Source organism: candidate division KSB1 bacterium (genome assembly GCA_034506255.1).
GTDB lineage: Bacteria > Zhuqueibacterota > Zhuqueibacteria > Zhuqueibacterales > Zhuqueibacteraceae > Coneutiohabitans > Coneutiohabitans thermophilus.
The window spans coordinates 170877-191415 of sequence record JAPDPX010000002.1 but is presented as its reverse complement, the minus strand read 5'-3'; the positions used below and the strand labels follow the sequence as shown (position 1 = coordinate 191415).

The following is a 20539-nucleotide window of genomic DNA, read 5'->3' as shown; positions in this document are numbered from 1 at the left end:
TTTCCGGCTATTTCACCACCACCTTCACTCTCATCCCATCCTGCAAATTTGCCGGGGGCGTGCGCACGATTTGCTGGCCTTCCGACAGGCCGCTGCGCACTTCGAGCTGGCTGCCGCTGGTGCCGGCCACCGCCACGGGCGTCGCGATGACACTGCCGTCGCGGATGACAAAAACCACCTGTTCTCCGTTGCGTGTCGTCAGCGCCGAGGACGGGATGAGAATTTTCCGCTCATTGTTGATGCTTGCCGTTGCCGGCGGTTGCGCGAGAAAGGTCACCTTGGCGCTCATCTCGGGCAGCACGCGCTGATCCCGCTCGACGAATTTGATTTTGGTCAGCACCGTGGCTTTGGCGCGATCGGCCGTGGGCACAATCTTGCTGACCACCCCGGGATAACGCGTATCCGGATAAGCATCGAGCACGATTTCACACGATTGCCCCGGCTGGATGCGCTGAATATTGGATTCCGAAACGTCCGCCTCCACTTCGAGCGAGGCCATGTCGGCAATCGAGACCACGGCAGCGCGTGCGGTGGTGGCTGCGCCGAAGGGAGCCACAATTTCGCCGACGTCGGCATTTTTGGTGAGCACGGTGCCGTCAAAGGGTGCGCGGATGTTGGTATACTCCAGCGCGATTTCCGCGGCGCGCACGCGCGTGCGGGCAACCTGGACTGCTGCTTCCCCCGCCCCCACCGCGGCTTGCGCACGTTTGAAGCGAGCTTCGGCGGCATCGTATGCCGAGCGCGCGATCAATTGATCCGCCAGCAGCTTCTGATGCCGGATGAAATTCGCTTCGGCATCGGCACGTTCCGCCCGGGCCTGTTCCAGATTGGCCAGCGCTTGATTGAGGCTGGCTTTCGCCTCGGCCAGCGCCGCATCCAAATCGCTGTGCTCGAGCTGCGCGATGATTTGCCCCTCCTTGACTTGATCCCCCTCCTCCACCCCGAGATAGACCAGCCGGCCGGTGCCCTTGGAAGCCACCGCGGCCTGGCGCTGCGCCACCACATAACCACTCGCCGTCAAAACGGCATTTTGCTGCGCCGGCGATACTGCGATGACATTGTAGGCTTCCACCTCCACTGTCGTGCTGAATCCCGCACGGAACAGAAAGAACAACACCAGCAGCACCGCTGCGCCCAGCAAGCCCCACAAAATCATTCTGCCGCGCCGGCGGATGGTGCTGTTGGAAGTTTCGGAACGGCTGCGATCAATGCGCAGCCGCGACAGATCTGTGGATTTGGATTCTGACATGAATATTCTCTGCCTTGGTTGAATGCGAAAGCGGGAGCCACCTCCACTCCACCAGCCTTTCTCTGCCAGGCGCGGTGAAGTGACAAAATTGTTGCAAATATAAGGCGCGCTTCATCCTTGAACAAGAACTTTGTCAGCCGGCAGTCAAGACGTGGCGGCTGCGCCCTCCGGCGCAAACTCTTCTCCCGGACGGCGATATTCGCCACTGCGGCCGCCGCTTTTTTTCACTAATCGGATTTGTCCAATCACCATCTCGCGGTCCACCGCTTTGCACATGTCATACAACGTCAAGCCGGCAACCGCCACTGCGGTCAGCGCTTCCATCTCCACGCCGGTTTTGCCGCTACAACGAACGGTGGCCTCGAGGGCAAGCCGGTCGGACTGCACGTTGATCTGGACGTCGATATAATCAAGGCCGAGGGGATGGCACAATGGAATCAATTCGCCGGTTTTTTTGGCGGCCATGATGCCGGCCAGACGCGCGGCCGCAAGCGCGTCACCTTTGGGCAGAGCTTTACGAGCCAGCAACGCGATGGTTTCCGGCTGCATCAGGACTTCACCGCGCGCAACGGCTTCCCGACGGGTCACTTCCTTTTCTCCCACATCCACCATCGTGGCTTCGCCGCTGGCGTTGACATGGGTCAATTTTGGGGGCTGCAGCATTGCTTCATCCACCTTTCGAGCAAGTCTGAAAAAATTTCAGTCCAGTCACATTGCCGCTGACATCATGACTGCCACAAAGAGACAAAGTCGGCATGCGCTAGTCAAAAATTCAGAGCTGGTCGTCATTGCCTGCCGGTTGCCCAACGAGAAAACAAATACTTAATCTGGTCGAATGTGTCTGGCATGCCGGTTGCCAGTTTTCCGGGTGCAAAACGACAGCAGCGATGACAACGAAACAAAGACAGGTTCTCAGCAAACTTTCCGAGGAGGTGTTCAACCATGTCAATCGTGCGTTGGAGTCCCATTCGTGACATGCTGAACATGCAGGCGGAAATGAACCGGCTGTTCAGCAGCATGTTCGATCGTGAATCGTTCGAGACCTCGCTGCGGCGCAGCGCGTGGGATCCGGCGGTGGACATCAGCGAGACGGCGGACAGCTACGAGGTCACCGCTGAGTTGCCCGGCCTCTCCAAGGATGATGTGAAGATCAGCTATGAAGGCGGCGTGGTTTCGATCCGCGGTGAAAAGAAGCAGGAGAAAGAGGACAAGAGCAAAAACTATCACCGCATCGAGAGGTGCTATGGCGCTTTCGAGCGCTCGTTCCGGCTGCCCACTCATGTTGATGTCAACAAGATCGAGGCCAAATTCAAGGATGGTGTGCTGACGCTGCATCTGCCCAAAGCAGAAGAGGCGCGGCCGAAAGAGATTCCGATCAAGATCAACTGAGACCGTCTCACAGTTGCACATTCAAATAAACCGCCCTCTGCCATGCGGAGGGCGGTTGTATTGTTTGGGAGCGTACCCATGCCCATCTATGTTTATCGCTGTCGTGCTTGCGAGCACGCGCACGAAGTGTTGCAGAAGTTTTCCGATCCTCCCCTGACCGTTTGCCCGACATGCGGCGGTGCGTTGCAGAAACAATTTTCACCCGAAGTCGGTTTGAGCTTCAAAGGCAGCGGCTTTTACATCACCGATTACGTCCGCAACCAAAATGGCAGCAAGCCGGCGGCGGAAACGGCGACAAAATCCGAAAGCTCGGCATCGCAAGCGAAAAAAATGGAGGCCTGAGGCTGCAACGCACCGGCTTTGCCTCCCTCTCTCTGTCCGGCAACCGCCGCAGCCAAGACACACCCGGACTGAGTTCTGCCTGGACAAAACACAAGCATGTTTCCGCTGTGAAACACTCAAGCCAGCGAGCGTTCGACTTCGACCTGCACCTGTTCGCAAAGGGCCTTGCCTTCTTGTCGCAGGCCGTCGAGGGTGTTGTTCATCGCGGTGATGAACTCTGGCGTCCGGGTGTTGGGCAGATTGATGCGCACGTTGTAGATCGCGCCCTGCAGGCCGGCGAAGGCCACCAGTGCGGCGACGCCGGCGTCACTCATCACGGCCTTGTTGCCCAGGCGCGCGGCGCGCCAGCAAAGCTGCAGCGCCTCGCGGCACAACTCCGCGGTGCGCAGGGGCACGCGCGCCGCGGCTTTGTACGCCTCGCGCAGGGCAACAGCGCGTGCCTCCTGCTGCGCCGGCGTGTCCTTCGGCAGGCGCATGGCTTCGAGCACAACATTGAAGGCGGCGGCATCCTCGTCAACCGCGCGCAACAAATCATCCTTCACGCGCTGCGCCTGCTCCGCCAGCTCACAAATCTCCTCGTACTTCCCATCAAACTCACCCCTGCCGTTGGACACGTTTGCCACCATGGCTGCGAGCGCGGCACCCAGGCTGCCGGCGAGTGCGGCAATCGAGCCACCGCCGGGCGCGGGTGTGTCGCGCGAAACTTCATCGACAAAATCCGTGATTTTCTGCTGCACCAGCCGGCCGTCGCGTGGCGGAATGCCGATGATTTTTTTGTCGATGTCAAACTCCGTCACGTCACGCAGCCCCAGCGACTGCACCGCCGTCTCCAGGACGTCGCGCACCGGAATGCCGGTGGACTTGTGCATGCGCCGCAAATAAAACTTGCCGGATTCGAACATGGCCGCAAACGGCACCACCCCCACAATCTCCGAGCCGGTGACGATGATTCCGCGTTGCGCCGCAAGCGTGCGTGCGGCCTCCAGCACGGCATGCGCCGGCGTGATCTTGAAGTTGGTGAGGTTGATGGAAATCTGCGCGCGTTTGTAGGCCTCCACCACCCAGCCGACCGCCTTCACATGCGAAAACAGACCGTCGCGGTAAACCGGTGATCCCGTCAGATTTTCCGGGTTCATACCCAGCGCTTTGTAGCGCGCGTAAAGATCGCCGCCGTATTTCTGCCGGTAATGTTCCGCCAGTTCCTCGAATGAGGCGGCCACGAAATCACAATTGCCGCAGGGGAATTGGCCCGCCGTGAAGTAAACCTGTTCGCCCTTGTAGTAGAACGGCGAGGTGTTGCCGGTGCGCTTGCAACGGCCGCGCTCACGCAGCTCATAGGCAATGTCGGTGGCATAGCGCCGGTCGGTGGTGTTCAGGTTGATGTTGTAGGCGATCAGGAACTCGCGCGCCCCCACGGCCGTCGCACCGCTGCGGGCGTTGAATTGTGCCGGTCCGAAATCCGGCTGCCAGTTGGGATCCGCCAGCTTCTGTGGCAAACCTTCGTACTCACCGGCACGGATGCTGGCCAGGTTTCTGCGCTCCGGCCGGGTCGCAGCATGCTCATACAGATAGACCGGAATGCCCAGCTCCCCGCCGATGCGCCGGCCCACCTGGCGCGCCATCTCGACGCATTCTTCCATTGTCACATTTGCCACCGGCACGAAAGGCAGGACGTCGGTCGCCCCCATGCGCGGGTGCTCGCCGTGATGCTGCGTCATGTCAATCAATTCGGCGGCCGCCTTGACGGCGCGAAACGCCGCCTCCTGCACCGCCGCCGGCTCGCCAATGAACGTGACCACCGTGCGATTGGTACTTTCGCCGGAATCGACATCGAGCAATTGCACACCGCGCACCGCCGCGACTTGATCGGTGATTTTCCTGATAAGATTGCGGTCACGGCCTTCGGAAAAATTCGGTACACACTCAACGATTTTCTGCATGAAAACCTCAAACAGGATTTGATCTGTGCCGGACACCCGGCAGCAGGGCCACCACTTGCCTGACCTCCGCAAGCGGTGCCGGCAAGGCTGCCCGCCGGCAGGCCTCTTCCAAATAAAAAAACTCCGCCAGCATAACACAAAACCGCAAGAAACGCAATGTCAAAAAAGACCGGGATGGTGATCCCTCAGTAACCGTGTGGAATAGCGCAGGCAACCAGGTTCTCCCTCGGGCTCTTGGCAGGTCGCATGATTGAAAAATCTTCGCGGTAACAAGTCAGTCCCCTCTTTGATCTGTCATGGTTTGGCCGTGGCATTTCTGCCGGGAGCATCCGCAGGATACCAAGATAAAACCACGGTCAAACCGTGGCGGAACGGCTATTCTTTGCGAAACCCCTGCGGCTTCGTGTCCTGGCGTGTTTTAGCTTGTGGCTTTTAGCGTCCGCGCATGTAACTGAGGCATTACCCGGAATGCGAGGGCAGGCGGCGGTAAAACTGACATGTGCTGAGGTTAGTGTGGAGAGCATCGCTCTGCTGCCGGCGCAACGGCGTGCATGACACCAACAAACGCAAAAGCGGGAACAACACCGGGAGTAAACGCCTAGCGGTTGGCGGGTTCAAGGTGGGCAAGGGTGACCGCCGTGTCCTCCTTGGGGCTGGAAAGCACGACACTCGTGCGGGTGTTTTTCACACCCGGCCAGGATTGAATGCGCGAGAGCAACCGCTCGAGCGTCGCGGTCGATTGTGTCTTGACCTTCAAAATATGCGAACCATCGCCGGTGATGGCATGGCACTCGAGGATTTCCTCCTCCAGTTGCGCATGGTTGATGATCTGGGGATAGTAGATCGATGATTCCGTCGTCAAAAAAATGAACGCGGTCAGGCCCAGGCCGACTTTTGGGGCATCGACCACGGCATGATAGCCGCGAATAATGCGCCTTTCCTCCAGCTTGCGCAACCGTTCACTCACTGCAGGAATGGAAAGCTTCACCTTGTCCGCCAGCTCGTTGCGTTTGGTGCGGCCGTGCGCCTGCAGGATTTTGAGAATGGTGACATCGATCTCATCGAGTTTTTCGGATGACATGGGAAAACCCTCTTGGTGGCGGGTGCAGAATTGTACGCTGGCGGCGGTGCCGCCTCCCCTCCCTCACCGCCGGCGTGCCGTTTCACCTGATGAATCCCTGTGGCCGCAAGCAACGCCCGGACAGACCGGAAAATTTCATCACAACCCGCTGATTGCAGCGGAAGGGCGTCGGCGGCCCGGGAACCCAATTTAAACCGAAAGCAGTATTCGCAGTCTTCGTGACCACCGCGACCCGCCGGCATTGCAATGCCAGCGAATCAACGAACTTCAAAACCGCCCATTTCGGACAAACACAAGTCTGCGACCGTCAAGTCGATGCGTTGCGGCGCCCAAATTGTCCGCGCCCCCAATTCCGAAGATCCGCAACCCGCAACATCTCTGCAGTCCTGTAGGAGCTTGCGGACCAGAGAATACGGCAAGCTGTCATCCCGCTATGGGGCCATTGCCGCTTCGGTTGGCATTGCGTTGTCCCTTTTCAGTGCTGCTCCCAAGCTGCCAATTCAGAAAAGCGATGGTTTGACGATTCCTGAATAGTTGAACCTGATCTGCTGGCATCCCTAAAAAATATCGGCCGAAAGCTAACTGCCTGCGGTCTCATTGTCAAGCCAAATTTGTCGTGGTCATCCTGCGTAGCCATCAGGCGAACAGGCAAGAAGTCCACGCTTCTCCACCCTCTGGCAGGCCCGCGACGCCTTTCCAACCGGGCGGTATGATTCTCCGCCGGATCACAAATGGCCACCTTGAGTTTGTGCGCCACGCCTGCCGAAGAAATTAATCAGGAACTTTGCCATAGTTCGTCCGTACTTTCGTGCGGCTTACAAAGGCGCATGGCTGAGTTAAGGCGGAGGTTGACATGCACAGTCCTAAAATCATGACGCTGGTGCTCGCGGTCTGCTGCGGTTTGGGAGGGGCGCAGGCCCAGGAGAAAGACCGGCCGGGTCGCAGCTTCGAGGATCTCGACAACAGTTTCCGCATCGATACCGGCTCGACCTTCCGGCTGCGGGTCGAAGTGGACGTTGGCCAGGTGCGTGTGTCACGCGGCAGGAGCGAAGACCAACTGCGCGTGCGGCTGGCTTATGATCGCGACGAATACCAGCACACGCTGCGCTACAACGAAAAGCGCAACACCCTCGATCTCATGCTCGACAAGCAACGCTGGCTAGGTCAGCACGACAGCCATAACGCCAGCGAGCTCGAGGTGGAGCTGCCCACCGGCGGCGAGCTGGATTTGGATTTCAGAATCAAAGCCGGCGAGATCGAAATGCAGCTTGGCGGCCTGCGCCTGCGCGACCTTTCCCTGGAAACCATTGCCGGCGAGGTCAACCTCGATTTCGACCAGCCCAATCAAACCACCATGACCAACCTCCTGCTCAACACCAAAATTGGGGAATCCAATTTCCGGCGGCTGGGCAACGCGCGCTTTCGCAATGCCGCCATCGACGGCGGCATCGGCGAACTGACCATCGATTTCAGCGGCGAACTGCTCAAGGAAGCGGTGGCCGAGGTCGATCTCGACATCGGCGAGACCACGATCATTCTGCCGCGCAAGGCCGGCACCCGGCTGGCGGTTTCGAGCTTCATGTTCCTGTCCCATTTCAGGCTGCCCGACTTTCTGCGCAAAGAGGGCCGCTACTATTATTCCGAAAATTACGACGACGCCAGCCAGACTTTTCAGTTGCGCATCAGTGCCGGCGTGGGTGAATGCCGCATCGAACGCGAATAAACCGTCACGTGCGTGTCAAACCGGGAACGCCATATGAAAACCGTTTTCTCGAAAATTATGGCTGCCGCGCTTTGCCTGCTTGCCGCCGGCGTGCAGGCCGGGGAAGTGCGCGAACGTTTTGAAAAAAACTGCCCGCTCTCCCCCGGCGGCAGTTTCTCTCTGGAAAACACCAATGGCGCCATTGAGATTGTGGCATGGGATCGCAATGAAGTGCAGATCGTGGCGCAGAAATTGGCTCAGGCCCGCCGCCAGGAGGATGCCCAAAAGTTGCTGGCAGCCACCGAGATCATCGTGCGCCAGGAAGAGTATGCTGTCGCCGTCGAAACCCGCACGCCGCGTGTGCAGGACGATGACGACACCTTCTGGCGCTGGATTTTTGGCGAAGGCAACGGCAGCGTAACCGTCACCTACCAGATCTCGCTGCCGCGCCAAATCCAGATTAAAATCCAATCGGTCAACGGCCAAATCGAGGCGCGGGCGATCTCCGGCAACATCCGCCTGGCAACCACCAATGGCAGCATCGCAATCGACGATGCCCGGGGCAGCATCTCCGCTAAAACCACCAACGGCCGCCTCCGCATCGCCATGGCCCAAGTGGAGCGCGAGGCCACCCTGGACTTCGAAACCACCAACGGCAGCATCACCGTCGAGTTTCCCGGCGACTGCAACGCCAGCATCTCCGCCCGCACCACCAACGGCAGGGTGGATTGTGACTTCCCGCTCACGCGGCGCAGCGGCCTCCGGCGCAACGAGTTACATGGCCAAATCGGTGAAGACGGCGGCCGCGTCAACTTGCGCACCACCAACGGCGCGATCACGATTTTAAAAAGATCCTGAGCTGGCAGGTTTACCGGCAGGCATCAAAACAAACGGCGGAGACGATTTCTCGCCTCCGCCGTTCCAGGAAAGGAGGGGTGGATGGAAACTTGATGTTCGAATCGAGCGTGCGTGTCGCCAGACTCATCATCGCCTGGTGCTCCATGTTTTTACAAGATACATGCCACGCCACCACCCTTCTCTTGTGAACTTTCGCTAACCTGCTAAACCGTTAAATTGCGCTGCCTCCTCTCCCCTTCCCGCCTATCCTGCCGCAGTCACGTGCCAGCATGCGCAGGCACCGCACCCCCCGGCCGCGAATCCTTTGTGCCAACCTGAAACAGGCAATTACGAAATCGGCGGGCAGGTTCTCACTTGTCCGGCTGAGGCCGGCCCGCCGGCAAGCACGGGCAGAATGGGTGAGGCCAACCGCCAATCAACTCAAGAGTGCGACGGCTCGCCCAGGTAGAGATAGCGCTCGAGCAGATTGACATATTCACTCCACTTGCTGCCGGCCGGCCGCTCCTTTTGCGCGATGCGTTCGATGGCATTGAGCTTGGAATCGATCTCGTCGGCGAAATAGAGCAGAAAACCCTCGGGAATCATGGGCACCACCGGCGAAGCCTGCGCCAGCGTGCCCTGATGGCTGAGAATGAGATGCTGCAGTTTCATCGCCAGCTCAGCGGGAAACGCGGAAAGCTCCGCCAATTTCTCGCCCACCAGTTGCACGCCCATCACAATATGGCCGAGCAGCCGGCCGGCATCGGTGTACTCGAAAACCGGGCCGGGGGTGTAGGTCAGCACCTTTCCGACATCATGCAGCAAGGCTGCGGTCACGAGCAGATCGCGATCGACCTGCGGGTAAATTTTGGCGAGGCGATCACAAATCGTGGCGACGTTGAGGGTGTGTTCCAGCAGGCCGCCGAGATAGCCGTGATGCCATTTCTTGCCGGCGGGCACCAGGCAGAAAAGCCGGGTGATTTTCTCATCGGTGAACACGCGGCGCAGCAGGGCGAGCAGGGAGGGCTGGGCGACGCTTTCAATCAGCTTCTGAAAGCGCTCCCACATCACGCCGCGATCTTCCCTGGCAGAGGGCACCAGCCTGGTGAGATCAATCTTGTCGTCATCGCGCGCCGGGCGCATTTTGTCGATGCGGACTTGCCGCTGGCCCTGGTATTCCTCCACCACGCCCGCGATCTTGACAATCTGCCCGGCTTCCGCGGTCATGGATTCGAGGTTGTCCCACATCACAGCGGCAACGTGGCTGGTGGCATCGCTCAACTCGAGCGCGAGATAAGGATCGCCGTTCTTCTTGGTGCGGGTTTCCTTCCTGCGCAACACCACAAAAGTGGTGACGTGTTCGCCCAGCAGAAGCTCGTTGAGTTGTTTCATAATGCACTCCAAAGGGGCTGTTGGTCGCGCGCGCTCTGGCGGGAGGCCGCGGTTTGCCCGTCCGTGCCCGGGCGGTTGCAGCGTGGCAACACCGCGATTTCCGGCGTTGCCGTGCCGAGATTAAAGCAAACTCTGAGTCGAAATGCAAGCCCTGCCTGCCGGGGAGAAGCACTTGAAACTCTGGCGGGAATGGCTTAGATTGCCCGGCGTGTCACAGCAGCCGGGTGTGATGCCGCAAAGGGCCCGCCGCCCGCACAACAGCGCGGGCCGCATACGGCCCACACCATTTCGCTCCAACCAACCCGCACTCCTCGAGAGCAGGCATGCGTTTCATTCACTTTGCCGACACCCATCTTGGTTTTTCCGATCTCGCCCGGGTCGATCCACAAACGGGGGTGAACCGCCGCGAGCAGGATTTCTATGACGCCTGGTGGCGGGTGATCGATGCCATTCTCCTGCACAAACCGGATTTTGTTTTGCACGCCGGGGATCTCTTTCAATCGCCGCGGCCGAACAACCGCGCCATCGCCGTGGCGCTGGCCGGCTTGCAGCAACTCCAGGAGGCCAACATTCCCTTCGTGGTGGTCGCCGGCAATCATTCCACCCCGCGCATTCGCGCCACCGGCAATATCTTCGAGGCGTTGCGTGTGCTGCCGATGGTGCATGCCGTCTACCAGGGCGCCTATGAGAAAATCGTGCTGCACAGCAGGGACGGCAAAACGAGCTGCGCGGTGCATTGCATTCCCCACTGCTCGCTGAGTGAGGCACTCGAGCAGGCCTATGCCGCGCTGCGCTGGGATGATTCGGCCACCTGGAACATTCTGCTCAGCCACGGCGCCTGGCGTGCCGCGGGCAAAATCGACACCCGCATGGGCGAATTCAACGAGCAGATGCTGGAAGATCCGGAGACCCGCCTCAACCTGCGATTTGATTACATCGCGCTCGGGCATTATCACCGCCATCTCGCCATCAACGATCACACCTTCTATTCCGGCTCGACCGAGCGCACCAGCTTCAATGAGGCGGGTTACACCTCCGGCTACCTGGTCGGTGATCTGACGACGCGAGAATGGCGCTATCATCAAATCCCGGCGCGGCCCATGCTGCGGCTGCCGCCGGTCAATGCCCGGGGCAAAACGCGCGAGGAGCTCATGGCGGAGGTGGCCCGGCTCAGCACAGCCGATCTCACCGATGCCATGGTCAGCCTCGCGATCGCAGAGCTCTCGCGTGATTTGTATCTGCAGCTCGATTTTGCCGCGATCGAGCGGTTGTTCCCGCAGGTTTTTCATCTCAACCGGCAGATCACCCTGGCCGCCACCGGCGCGAATGGGCGCGGCGGGGAGGCGGCGCCGGCGCTCGGCTCGCTGCGGGAGGAATTCGCGCGCTACCTGCAGACGCACAGCGATGGCAGTCTGCCGCGCGCCGAGCTGGAGCGGCTGGGCGCGCAGTTTCTTGCCGAAGCCGAAGCGCAGGAGTTGGAGGCATGATTTTGCAATCGCTGCGCCTGCGCAACTTCCGCCGCTTCGAGAGCCTGTTTCTTGAACTTCCCGAGAATGTGATTGGCATCATCGGCCGCAATGGCGCGGGCAAATCCACCCTGCTGGAGGCCATTGCCTGGGCGTTGTATGGCTCGCGCGCGGCGCGCACGGAAAAATCCCTGCTGCGCCGGCAAACCGCCAGCCTCGCCGAGCCGTGCGAAGTTGAGCTGACTTTTTCCCTGGCCGGCACCGACTATCGCGTGGTGCGCTCGCTGCGCGGCGCCCAGCAGGCGGTGGAAGCCGCCCTCTATCGCGCCGGCATGAGCGAAGCGGTGGCGGTGCGCGAAAACGACGTCAGTCGCGAGATCGAGAGAATTCTCGGCCTGGACCGCAAATCGTTCGAGGCCTCCATTTTCGCCAAACAAAAGGAACTGGCGGTGCTGAGCAACCTGCGTGACGAGGAACGGCGCAAACTGATCAGCCGCCTGCTCAATCTCGATGCCATCGATTTCGCGCGCAAACGCGCCCTGCAGGAGGCCAACGACAAACGCAATTTTGTGGAGGGCAGCCGCCTCAGCCAGGAAGATCTCGCAGCATTGCAGCAGCAGTTGTGCGAGCAGCAAGCCCTTCGCGCCCAGGCGGAGGAACACTGGCACACGCTCGAACAGCAGGAGCGCGACTGGCGGCAAAAGCGGGAACAGGCCAAGGCGGCTTTCGAGGCCGAGTCGCTGCGACGTGATCGCGCTGTCAAATTGCAAAACGAACGACACACGCTGCAGCGGGAAATGGCACTGCTGCAACAACAAGTGCAGCAGATGGAAAACGAACGCCACGAGATCATGCAGGCGCAGCAAAAACTGGCGGAGCTGGCGCCGGTGCGCGAGCACTGGCAACGCCTGCAGGCGGAAAAGGAGACTTTGGAGGAAAACCGCCGCCGGCTCGCAACCCTGCATGGCAAGCAACAACTCGTCAAAAATCTCACCGAGCAGCGGCAAAAACTCGAACATGAGATTGCCGGCCTGCAACAGGAGCTGGAAGCCCTGCCCCGCGTGCTGGCCGCCGAAAACAATGTCAGGGAGAGCGTGCGACAGGCCGAGGCCGCCGTGCGTGCGCAGCGCGAGGCCGAACAAAGACTGCTGGCCGAACTCGCCAAAATCAAAGGCAAAGGGATCGAGGAGAAGCAAAAGCTGCAGCAAGTGCAGACGCTCGGCTCCGACAGTCCCTGCCCGGTCTGCACGCGTCCGCTCGGCGAGCATTTCGAGCCGGTGGTGACGCGCTGTCAGCGCACCCTCGCCAGACTGCGGGAGGAGTATCTCAAGTGCGAGCGCGAGAAGAGAGAGGTGGCTGCGCAGGTGCAGGAGGCCGAGCTGCGCTTGCAGGCCCTGCAACAGGAGCGCGAACGGCTGGGCAATGAACGCGTGCGACTGGCGCAGGTGCAGACGCAACTCGCCGGCCAGTTGCAGCGCGCAGGCGAGTTGCAACAGCAGAGCGAGCAGGCGCAGCAGGAGATCCGGCAGCTCGGCACGCCCCGGGTCGATGAGACGCGTGCGGCGGCGTTACAAGCGGAATTGTCTGCCGCGGAGAAGCAGGTGGCAGAAGTCACGCGGCTGGAGGCACATGTGGCACGGCTGCCGGCATTGCTGGCGCGGCTGTCGCAGGCCGCGGCACGGCTCGCCGCCTGCCGCCAGCAGGAGGAGGCCGCGCGACGCTCCCTGGAGGAACTGCAGTTCCATGAAGACGTGTACCGGCACTGCAAGCAGGCCTATGATGAAGCGAGCCTGAAACACTCCCAGGCGCAAAAGCAAGCCGGGGAAGCGCATGCCGCATTTGCCCGGGCCGCCGCCCAGGTGGAAAATCTCGAGCAGCGCATCGCGTTGATGAAGGAGCGCCTGGCCGTCATCGCGCAAGTGAAGCAGGAAGTGCAGTTGCTCGAGGCCCTGCAGGAACACCTCAAAGCCTTTCGCGTGGCGATGGCCGGCCGGCTGCGGCCTTTGATCGAAAGCCGTGCCTCCGAAATCATGCGCATGGCCACCAATGGCCGCTACTCCCTGCTCGAACTCGACGAATCCTACAACCTCTATCTCTACGATCAAAACCGCCGCTTCGAGCTCAATCGCTTCTCCGGCGGCGAACAGGATCTGTTGAATCTCTGCCTGCGGGTCGCGATCAGCCAGGTGATTGCGCAACGCTCGGGCCGTCCCGCCCTGCAATTCATCGTGCTCGATGAGATCTTCGGCTCGCAGGATGAAGAGCGCAAGCTGCTGTTGCTCGCAACCCTGCAGCATCTGAGCAGCTATTTTCGGCAAATTTTTCTCATCACCCATGAACAGGGCATCAAGGAAAACCTGCCGGTGGTGCTGGAGGTGGAGATGGAGGGTGAGACCAGCGTGGTGAGGATGAAATAAAGATGTCCCCGGCGCATTGCGGGGGAACAAAGCCGCACCCCCCGTGTCCGCCATGAAATGGCGCGCGGGCTTCATGCCTGAAATGCCGGCCGGCAGCCTGCGCCGGGTATTTGCGGAATGGCCATGCCGGGACCGCCAGAATGAAAATCGTGGCCACCCTGGGAGCCTGTTATGCCCGAAACATGCTTTGCAAAACCACGGCCCCGCCCTGTTCTCACAATGGCTCTTCCCGCGTGACAAGCCACCCGGACTATTTTCGCGGCAACAGACTCCTGCGGATTTTGCAACCAACGGCACCACCGGAGCCGGAGTTTGCTCGAACAGAGAGGCCTCACGTCCGGTGCGGCGTGCGTGAATTCTCCACCAATCCCAGCGGTCCGAGAACCTCTGCAAGTGGCAACTGTGCCAGCGCCTCCAGTTGCGCGAGCTTGCCCACATCCCGCCAAAAATATCCCTCCGTGCGAAAGGCCCGGATGCTTTCCCCCTCGCCCGCCAGCCGCAAATAAGTTTGCACAATGGAAAACGCGCCGGTCTCCGTCATGCGGGAGAGCAGGGCCGGCGAGATGACATGAATGCCGTCAAAGGCCAGCTCCTGCAACCCGCCCTGCGGCTGGCGCGTCAGCTCGTGCCGGCCGGATGGCGTGGAGCGCCAGCCGCAAAGCTGGCCGGCCTCATCGAACAGGAAATAGCGCGAGGTGGGGCGCTGTTTGACTGCGAGCGTGGCCAGGCTGGCACTGGCGCAGTGGCGGGCATACATCGCCCGCAGATCGATGTTGCTGACAATATCGACATTGTGCAGGAAGAAGGGCTGGCCGTCGTCGAAGAAGTGCCCGGCCTGGCGCAGGCCCCCGCCGGTGTCGAGCAACTCCGGCTCGTGGGAGAGCGCGAGGCGCACGCCAAAATTGCCGTGCGCCTGCAGAAAGCCGGCGATCTGCTCCGCGAAATGATGGGTGTTGATGATGATCCCGTCCACCCCCGCCGCCAGCAGCCGGCGAATCACGATTTCGAGCAGCGGCAGATGGTGGATCTCGACGAGGGCCTTCGGCCGGGTGTCGGTGAGCGGGCGCAGCCGGGTGCCCAGACCGGCGGCCAGAATCATGGCTTTCATAAATCGCGATGCACGACTTCGACGTTGATGGGATACTTCTCGCGCAGATGGCGGGCCAACTGGTTGGCGCAATAAACCGAGCGGTGCTGGCCGCCGGTGCAGCCAAAGGCAATGAACAGATCCGTGAAATTGCGGCGCTGGTAGTTTTCCACCACCTGGTTGATGAGATCACGCACGTGTGTCATAAAATTGTGCACCGCTTCCTCATTCTCCAGAAAGGCGATCACCTCGGGATCGAGGCCGGTGAGTTTGGCGAATTTTTCCAGGCGGCCGGGATTGGGCAGCGCGCGGCAGTCGAACACGAAGCCGCCGCCGTGGCCGGTGTCGTCCTGCGGCAGCCCGTTCTTGTAGGAAAAACTCTGAATGCGCACGGTCAGGCGCAACTGCACATTGCCCAACTCGCGCAAAATCGTCGAACGCACCAGCCGGTGCCAGATGTCGGTGAGTGCGGGCAGCTCGACCGGCAAATCCGCGGTGCGCAGCACGTATTCGAGATTGCGTATGGCGTAGGGCACACTTTGCAGGAAGTGGGTTTTGCGTTCATAGAAGCCGCGGAAGCCATAGGCGCCCATCGCCTGCATGATGCGGATCAGCACATAGCCGTAATAGAAGCGCCGGAACTGCCCGCGATCGAGCGGCAGCAGCTCGGTCGCGGCCTCGAGGTAGGCTTCCAGCAGCTCCTCGCGCAGCTCGAAAGGGAGGTCGGCTTTGGCATCGAACAACAGCGAGGCGATGTCGTATTGCAGCGCGCCGCGCCGTCCGCCCTGATAGTCGATGAAATAGGGCTCATCCCCGCGCACCATGATGTTGCGCGACTGAAAATCGCGATACAGAAAGAAATTCTGCTCCGCCTGCAGCAGGAAACCGGTGAATCGTTCAAAATCGTCCTCCAGCTCCTGCTCGTTGAAGGGAATTTTGGCGAGCTTGAGAAAATAGTATTTGAAATAATTCAAATCCCACAGCATCGACTGTTTGTCGAAGCGGGCGCGCGGGTAGCAGACCTCGTAGTTCAGTGTCCGGCCCGCACGAATTTGAAACTGCGGCAGCCAGCGCACGACCTTGTGGTAGAGCTCGACCACCGCCGGCGAAAAACCGGCGGCGTTTCTTTCCCGGCTCAGCAGCGCAAAAAGTGTGGTGTCGCCCAAATCCTCTTCGAGATAAATGTTGCGCTCCAGATCTTCCACGTAGATCTCCGGCACCGGCAGACCGCAGCGGCGAAAGTGGCGGGAGAATTCCAGAAAGGCGGTGTTTTCGGCACGATCGGCGTTGTGCACGCCGATGAGCGTGCGTTCGGCCTGGTGCAGCCGGAAGATGCGGCGGTCGGAGCCATGCGCCTTCAATTCGGTGATGGCTTGCGCCGGCTTGCCGGTGAAGCGTTCCACCAATTCCTGCAACAAAACTTCGGGTTCCATGGGGCCAGCGGTTGGGGTTAATCGAATGCCGTGGGCCGGCTGGGATTTTTGAGATGTTCAAAGGCCTCCACCAGATTGGCGCGGGTGGTGCGGCCTTCGGAGAGGGGCGGCAGCTCCTCCAGGCTGAAAAAATCGGCGGCACGCGTTTCGAGATTGGGCTGGAATTCACCGTCCAGCAGGTCACACTGCACGAAAATTTTGTAGGTGTCGAACAGATGTGGAATGTCGCAATGCCGGCGGCGGTCATACACCGCGATGATCTTGCGCGCGATGCCGGTGAAGCCGGTTTCTTCACGCAATTCTTTGAGGGCAGCTTCCGAGGGCGCCAGGCCGGCATCCGCCCAGCCGCCGGGCAGCGCCCATTTGCCGTCGTGCTTCTCCTGCACCAGCAAAATCCTGCCCGCGCGAAACGCCACGCACCGCACGTCCACTTTCGGGGTGGCGTAGCCCTTCTCCTCTGCGAGCATGGCAGCCAAATGCTCACGGGAACACAGCGCATGCCCGGCAATGATCTCGGCGGCCAGCCGCTGCAGCGCCTGGTAGCGTTCCTGATCGAAAGGATTGCTGCTGAAGGCCAATCCGTTTTGCGCGATGGCCTGAATTTGTTTGGCCCAGGAGAGCCATTGCGGTTCCGCAGTCATGAGCTTGTCGTCCGGCAGGATCCGTGTGCTTTTTTTGCCAAAATACAAGAGTCCGTACAAAAAGCAAGGCCGCGCTTGCAAATTTCCGGTTGACTTTGGCCCGACCGCCTGTTATTTTTCGCGCGACTCGTTAGGGGTGTCCCAAACATCCGGGACTGAGAATACACCCTTGGAACCTGATCCGGATCATACCGGCGTAGGGAAACGGTCGGCAATTTCGTTCTGCGTGCGTGGCCTGTGCGCCCGCCGTTCGGCGGCCGCTTCCCTATGAACAAATTGGAAAGCGGCTTTTTCTTTTGTGAGGTGCGCCATGAAGTCTTTGTTTGCCTTTTGGTGCGGCGTCATGATGATGCTGACGGCCACAAGTGCTGCGCAAGAGGGTGCCGTGCTCTCGGGCACGGTTCGTGACCGCGAAACGCACGCCGCGCTGCCCGGCTGTCATCTGCACATCGAGGGCACGAGCCTGCGCACCCTGTCCGACACGCAGGGCCGTTTCCGGCTGCCGAACGTCGCGCCCGGCCGGGTGGTGCTGGTGGCAACCTTCATCGGCTACGAAACGCTGCGCCAGCCCGTCACGATCAACCAGCCGGAGGTGCACGTGACGCTCGCCTTGCAGCCGCAACCACTGGTCAGCCCCACGGTTACGGTGATCGCAACACGCGCGCGCGCGCGCCACAGCCCGGTGGCCTTTGCCACACTGACGCGCGAAGCGATTGCCGAGAGCCATCCGGCGCAGGATATTCCCGTGCTGCTCAGCGAACTGCCCGCCATCAAGTTCTATTCCGAAAACGGCAACGGCCTGGGCTACAATTATCTGTCGATTCGCGGCTTCGATCAGCGCCGCATCGCGGTGTTGATCAATGGCGTGCCGCAAAACGATCCGGAAGATCACAACGTTTACTGGATCGACTTCCCCGATTTGCTCGCCAATGCGCAGGACATTCAGGTGCAGCGCGGTGCGGGCAGCGCTTTCTACGGCCCGCCCGCCATTGGCGGGTCAGTGAACATCGTGACCTCGGATTTCTCGCGGCAACGCGGCCTGACCCTGACCCTGGGCGGTGGCAGCTTCAACACCCGCAAATATTCCCTGTCCGCCGCCAGCGGGCTGCTTGCGGGAAAATATTTGTTCTCCGGCCGGCTGTCGCGCATGCAAAGCGACGGCTACCGGGAACAATCCTGGGTGGATCTCAAGAGCTACTTTGTCGGCGCCGCCCGCCTGGGCAAAAATTCCATCACCCGTCTGCATTTTTATGGCGGTCCGATCGCGGATCATCTCGCCTACTACGGCATCCCCAAGGAACAGGCCCGGCAGCGTGCGACCCGGCGCCACAATCCCATCCGCCGGCCCGATGAAATCGAAAACTTCAACCAGCCGCATCTCGAGCTGTTGCATGAGCAGCGCTTCGCCGGGCACTGGCGGCTGAACAACACCTGGTTTGCAATTCGCGGCTATGGCTTCTTCGATTACGACGGCTCCTGGGCACCGCTTTCGTATTATCGCCTCACCCCGGCTTACGGCTTCCCGGTGCCAGGCGATCCCGAGGAAACTTACGTTGACAGCCTGCTGATTCGCGCCTACGTCGACAATTTCCAAACCGGCTGGTTGCCGCAGCTCACCTGGCAACACCCCCGCGGCGCGGTGACGGTGGGTGCGGAATGGCGGCGGCACCGGTCGCTGCACTGGGGCCGCATTCAGAAGGGCGACAGCGGGCTGCCGGCCGCCACCGCAGGAGAGTACCGCGGCCGCGATTACATCGGCCGGCGGCGTTACTACGAGTATCGCGGCGCGCAGGACGTGCTCTCGCCCTATCTCCATGCCAACTGGCTCGCTCATCCCAAACTGAATGTGACGTTCGACCTGCAGTATGCCTACTCACGTTACCGCCTCTATGACGAGCAATTTATCGGCACTTCCTTCACCATGCCTTATCACTTTCTCAATCCCCGCGCCGGGGTGAATTACAACCTCACCTCCCATCTCAATCTCTTTGCCAGCCTCTCGCGCACCAGCCGGGCGCCCCGCTTGAAAAATCTCTATGACGCGGCCGAGGCCAGCACCCCCGACAGTTGGGGGGCGGTGCGCCCGCAATTCGAAATCACCGCCACAGGCCAATACGACTTCGGCAGGCCGCTGGTCAAACCGGAACGTTTGACCGATCTCGAGCTGGGCCTGGGCTTCCACCGCGGCGAGGCACATGCCGCTGCCAATTTTTTCTACATGGATTTCCGGGATGAAATCATCAAGAGCGGCCGTCTCGATCGCTTCGGCCAGCCGGTGACCGGCAATGCCGAACGCACGCTGCACGCCGGCCTCGAGCTGGCTGCCAGCCTGCCCCTGACCTCCCATTGGCAGTGCAGCGGCAATCTCATGCTCAGCAGCAATGAACTGCGACGGCATGTCGTGTATGACAGCGACGGCACCGCCCGCGTGCTGGACGGCAATCCCATCGCCGGCTTTCCCAACGTTCTGGCCAATGCCCGCTTGCGTTTCGCGCAGGCAGGCTGGCAGGCATCACTGGCCCTGCAACATGTCGGCAAGCAATACACCGACAACTTCAAAAACGAAGCGAACACCGTGCCGGCCTACACCGTGGTGCATGCGAGTGCCGGCTGGCGTCTGCCTTTCGGCACCGCGGGCTCGGCCGTCTTGCTGCAACTGCATGTGCAAAATCTGTTCGACCGGCTTTATATCGCACACGGTGAAGGGGAGGAATTTTTTCCGGCTGCCGGCCGTCAGGTGTTCGTAAACTTGAAAGGTGAATTGAACCGCTGAGGCCGCGCCGCCGGTTCGGGTGAGGTCCGGGAGATGCCATGCTGCAACCCACTGCCTTGATCATCCTCAACAGCGTGCTGCCGAAGCGGGCCATTCTGCTGGAATGCCGACAGCGTGCGCAGGCCGTCATCTGCGCGGATGGGGGCGCCAATCGCGCCCTGCAACGCGGCCTTCTGCCGGATTACGTGGTGGGCGATCTCGATTCCGTGACGCCCGCGACGCGCGCCGTCTGCGCCGCCGCCACCTTCATTCACTATCCCAGCCAGGACGCCACGGATTTGGAGAAGGCGCTCACCTTCGCGCTGGAGCGCGACTTTCGTGGCGCGCTGCTGGTGGGCATCACCGGACTGCGTTACGATCATCAACTGGTCAATCTCAACATCGCGGAAAAATTCTGCAGCCGTCTCACCCTCGAAACGCACGATGATTTTGGCATCGGCAGTTTCATCACACCCGGCCCGGCGGCAGCGGTGTTTCCCAGTTTTCCCGGCCAGCAAATCTCGCTGATCGCTTTCCGGCGCGCCGCAGGCATCACCACCACCGGCTTGAAATATCCGCTCAACCACGAAGCGCTGGAGTGGGCGGTGCGCGACGGTTTGAGCAACGAAGCACTGGCGGGCACATTCTCCGTGGCGGTGGAGCAGGGCAATCTCTTCTGCTATCGCGTGCGGCGCTCCTGAATCAGTGGCTGCGGCGGCAGGAGGTGTTGCCTTGTTCCCGCGGGCGGGTGTCTGTCCCGCAATGACAAGATCGCCCGGGCGGTTCACTCGCAGGCGTACCGGAGCAATAA

16 protein-coding genes and 1 riboswitch are annotated in these 20539 nt (G+C 60.7%); of the genes, 8 read left to right on the top strand and 8 right to left on the bottom strand.

Translation table 11 applies throughout. The features are described from left to right. Positions 1-7: 7 nt before the first annotated feature. Entirely contained in the window at positions 8-1249 is a 1242-nt protein-coding gene (locus tag ONB52_04385; GenBank protein ID MDZ7415384.1) for an efflux RND transporter periplasmic adaptor subunit, read from the bottom strand. Positions 1250-1393: 144 nt separating this feature from the next. After that, positions 1394-1912 (bottom strand): cyclic pyranopterin monophosphate synthase MoaC, encoded by a 519-nt coding sequence (gene moaC, locus ONB52_04380; protein MDZ7415383.1) that lies wholly within the window; start codon positions 1910-1912, stop codon positions 1394-1396. Positions 1913-2191: 279 nt separating this feature from the next. Between moaC and ONB52_04375 the strand changes: the two genes are divergently transcribed. Together ONB52_04375 and ONB52_04370 are read left to right on the top strand one after the other, a co-directional pair. After that, a complete protein-coding gene (locus ONB52_04375) occupies positions 2192-2638 on the top strand; it encodes an Hsp20/alpha crystallin family protein (protein MDZ7415382.1) in 447 nt (148 codons plus the stop codon). A 78-nt stretch (positions 2639-2716) separates the two neighbouring features. After that, on the top strand, positions 2717-2980 hold the full coding sequence (locus ONB52_04370) for a hypothetical protein (protein MDZ7415381.1): 264 nt from the start codon (positions 2717-2719) through the stop codon (positions 2978-2980). 116 nt (positions 2981-3096) lie between these two features. On the opposite strand, the gene ftcD is transcribed toward ONB52_04370, so the two are convergent. Next, positions 3097-4920, bottom strand: a complete 1824-nt coding sequence (ftcD, locus tag ONB52_04365; protein MDZ7415380.1) for a glutamate formimidoyltransferase — start codon at positions 4918-4920, stop codon at positions 3097-3099. Between the two features lie 598 nt (positions 4921-5518). Continuing rightward, positions 5519-6001, bottom strand: coding sequence for an Lrp/AsnC family transcriptional regulator (locus ONB52_04360; GenBank protein ID MDZ7415379.1), 483 nt, complete (start codon positions 5999-6001; stop codon positions 5519-5521). 853 nt (positions 6002-6854) lie between these two features. Here ONB52_04360 and ONB52_04355 point away from each other — a divergent pair. After that, complete coding sequence (locus ONB52_04355) at positions 6855-7724, top strand: cell wall-active antibiotics response protein (protein ID MDZ7415378.1); 870 nt, start codon at positions 6855-6857, stop codon at positions 7722-7724. Between the two features lie 33 nt (positions 7725-7757). Beyond that, entirely contained in the window at positions 7758-8561 is an 804-nt protein-coding gene (locus ONB52_04350; protein ID MDZ7415377.1) for a DUF4097 domain-containing protein, read from the top strand. A 420-nt stretch (positions 8562-8981) separates the two neighbouring features. Here ONB52_04350 and ONB52_04345 read toward each other — a convergent pair whose 3' ends face one another. Continuing rightward, positions 8982-9932, bottom strand: a complete 951-nt coding sequence (locus tag ONB52_04345) for an HD domain-containing protein (GenBank protein ID MDZ7415376.1) — start codon at positions 9930-9932, stop codon at positions 8982-8984. Between the two features lie 323 nt (positions 9933-10255). Between ONB52_04345 and ONB52_04340 the strand changes: the two genes are divergently transcribed. Both ONB52_04340 and ONB52_04335 read left to right on the top strand, forming a co-directional pair. Further along, positions 10256-11419 carry a DNA repair exonuclease gene (locus ONB52_04340; GenBank protein MDZ7415375.1) on the top strand — a complete coding sequence of 388 codons (1164 nt, stop codon included), beginning with the start codon at positions 10256-10258 and terminating at the stop codon, positions 11417-11419. Beyond that, complete coding sequence (locus ONB52_04335; protein ID MDZ7415374.1) at positions 11416-13815, top strand: SMC family ATPase; 2400 nt, start codon at positions 11416-11418, stop codon at positions 13813-13815. Before ONB52_04340 ends, ONB52_04335 begins: the two co-directional genes overlap by 4 nt. A 331-nt stretch (positions 13816-14146) precedes the next feature. On the opposite strand, the gene ONB52_04330 is transcribed toward ONB52_04335, so the two are convergent. The 3 genes from ONB52_04330 to ONB52_04320 are packed head-to-tail and all read right to left on the bottom strand — an operon-like array spanning position 14147 to position 16976. Further along, positions 14147-14923 carry a nucleotidyltransferase family protein gene (locus tag ONB52_04330; GenBank protein MDZ7415373.1) on the bottom strand — a complete coding sequence of 259 codons (777 nt, stop codon included), beginning with the start codon at positions 14921-14923 and terminating at the stop codon, positions 14147-14149. Then, positions 14920-16335, bottom strand: a complete 1416-nt coding sequence (locus ONB52_04325) for a phosphotransferase (GenBank protein ID MDZ7415372.1) — start codon at positions 16333-16335, stop codon at positions 14920-14922. Before ONB52_04325 ends, ONB52_04330 begins: the two co-directional genes overlap by 4 nt. Positions 16336-16352: 17 nt before the next feature. After that, positions 16353-16976, bottom strand: a complete 624-nt coding sequence (locus ONB52_04320; GenBank protein ID MDZ7415371.1) for an NUDIX hydrolase — start codon at positions 16974-16976, stop codon at positions 16353-16355. 122 nt (positions 16977-17098) lie between these two features. Continuing rightward, positions 17099-17196, top strand: a riboswitch (TPP riboswitch). Between the two features lie 90 nt (positions 17197-17286). Here ONB52_04320 and ONB52_04315 point away from each other — a divergent pair. Next, entirely contained in the window at positions 17287-19749 is a 2463-nt protein-coding gene (locus ONB52_04315; GenBank protein ID MDZ7415370.1) for a TonB-dependent receptor, read from the top strand. A gap of 38 nt (positions 19750-19787) precedes the next feature. Next, complete coding sequence (locus ONB52_04310; protein ID MDZ7415369.1) at positions 19788-20429, top strand: thiamine diphosphokinase; 642 nt, start codon at positions 19788-19790, stop codon at positions 20427-20429. Positions 20430-20539 lie beyond the last annotated feature (110 nt).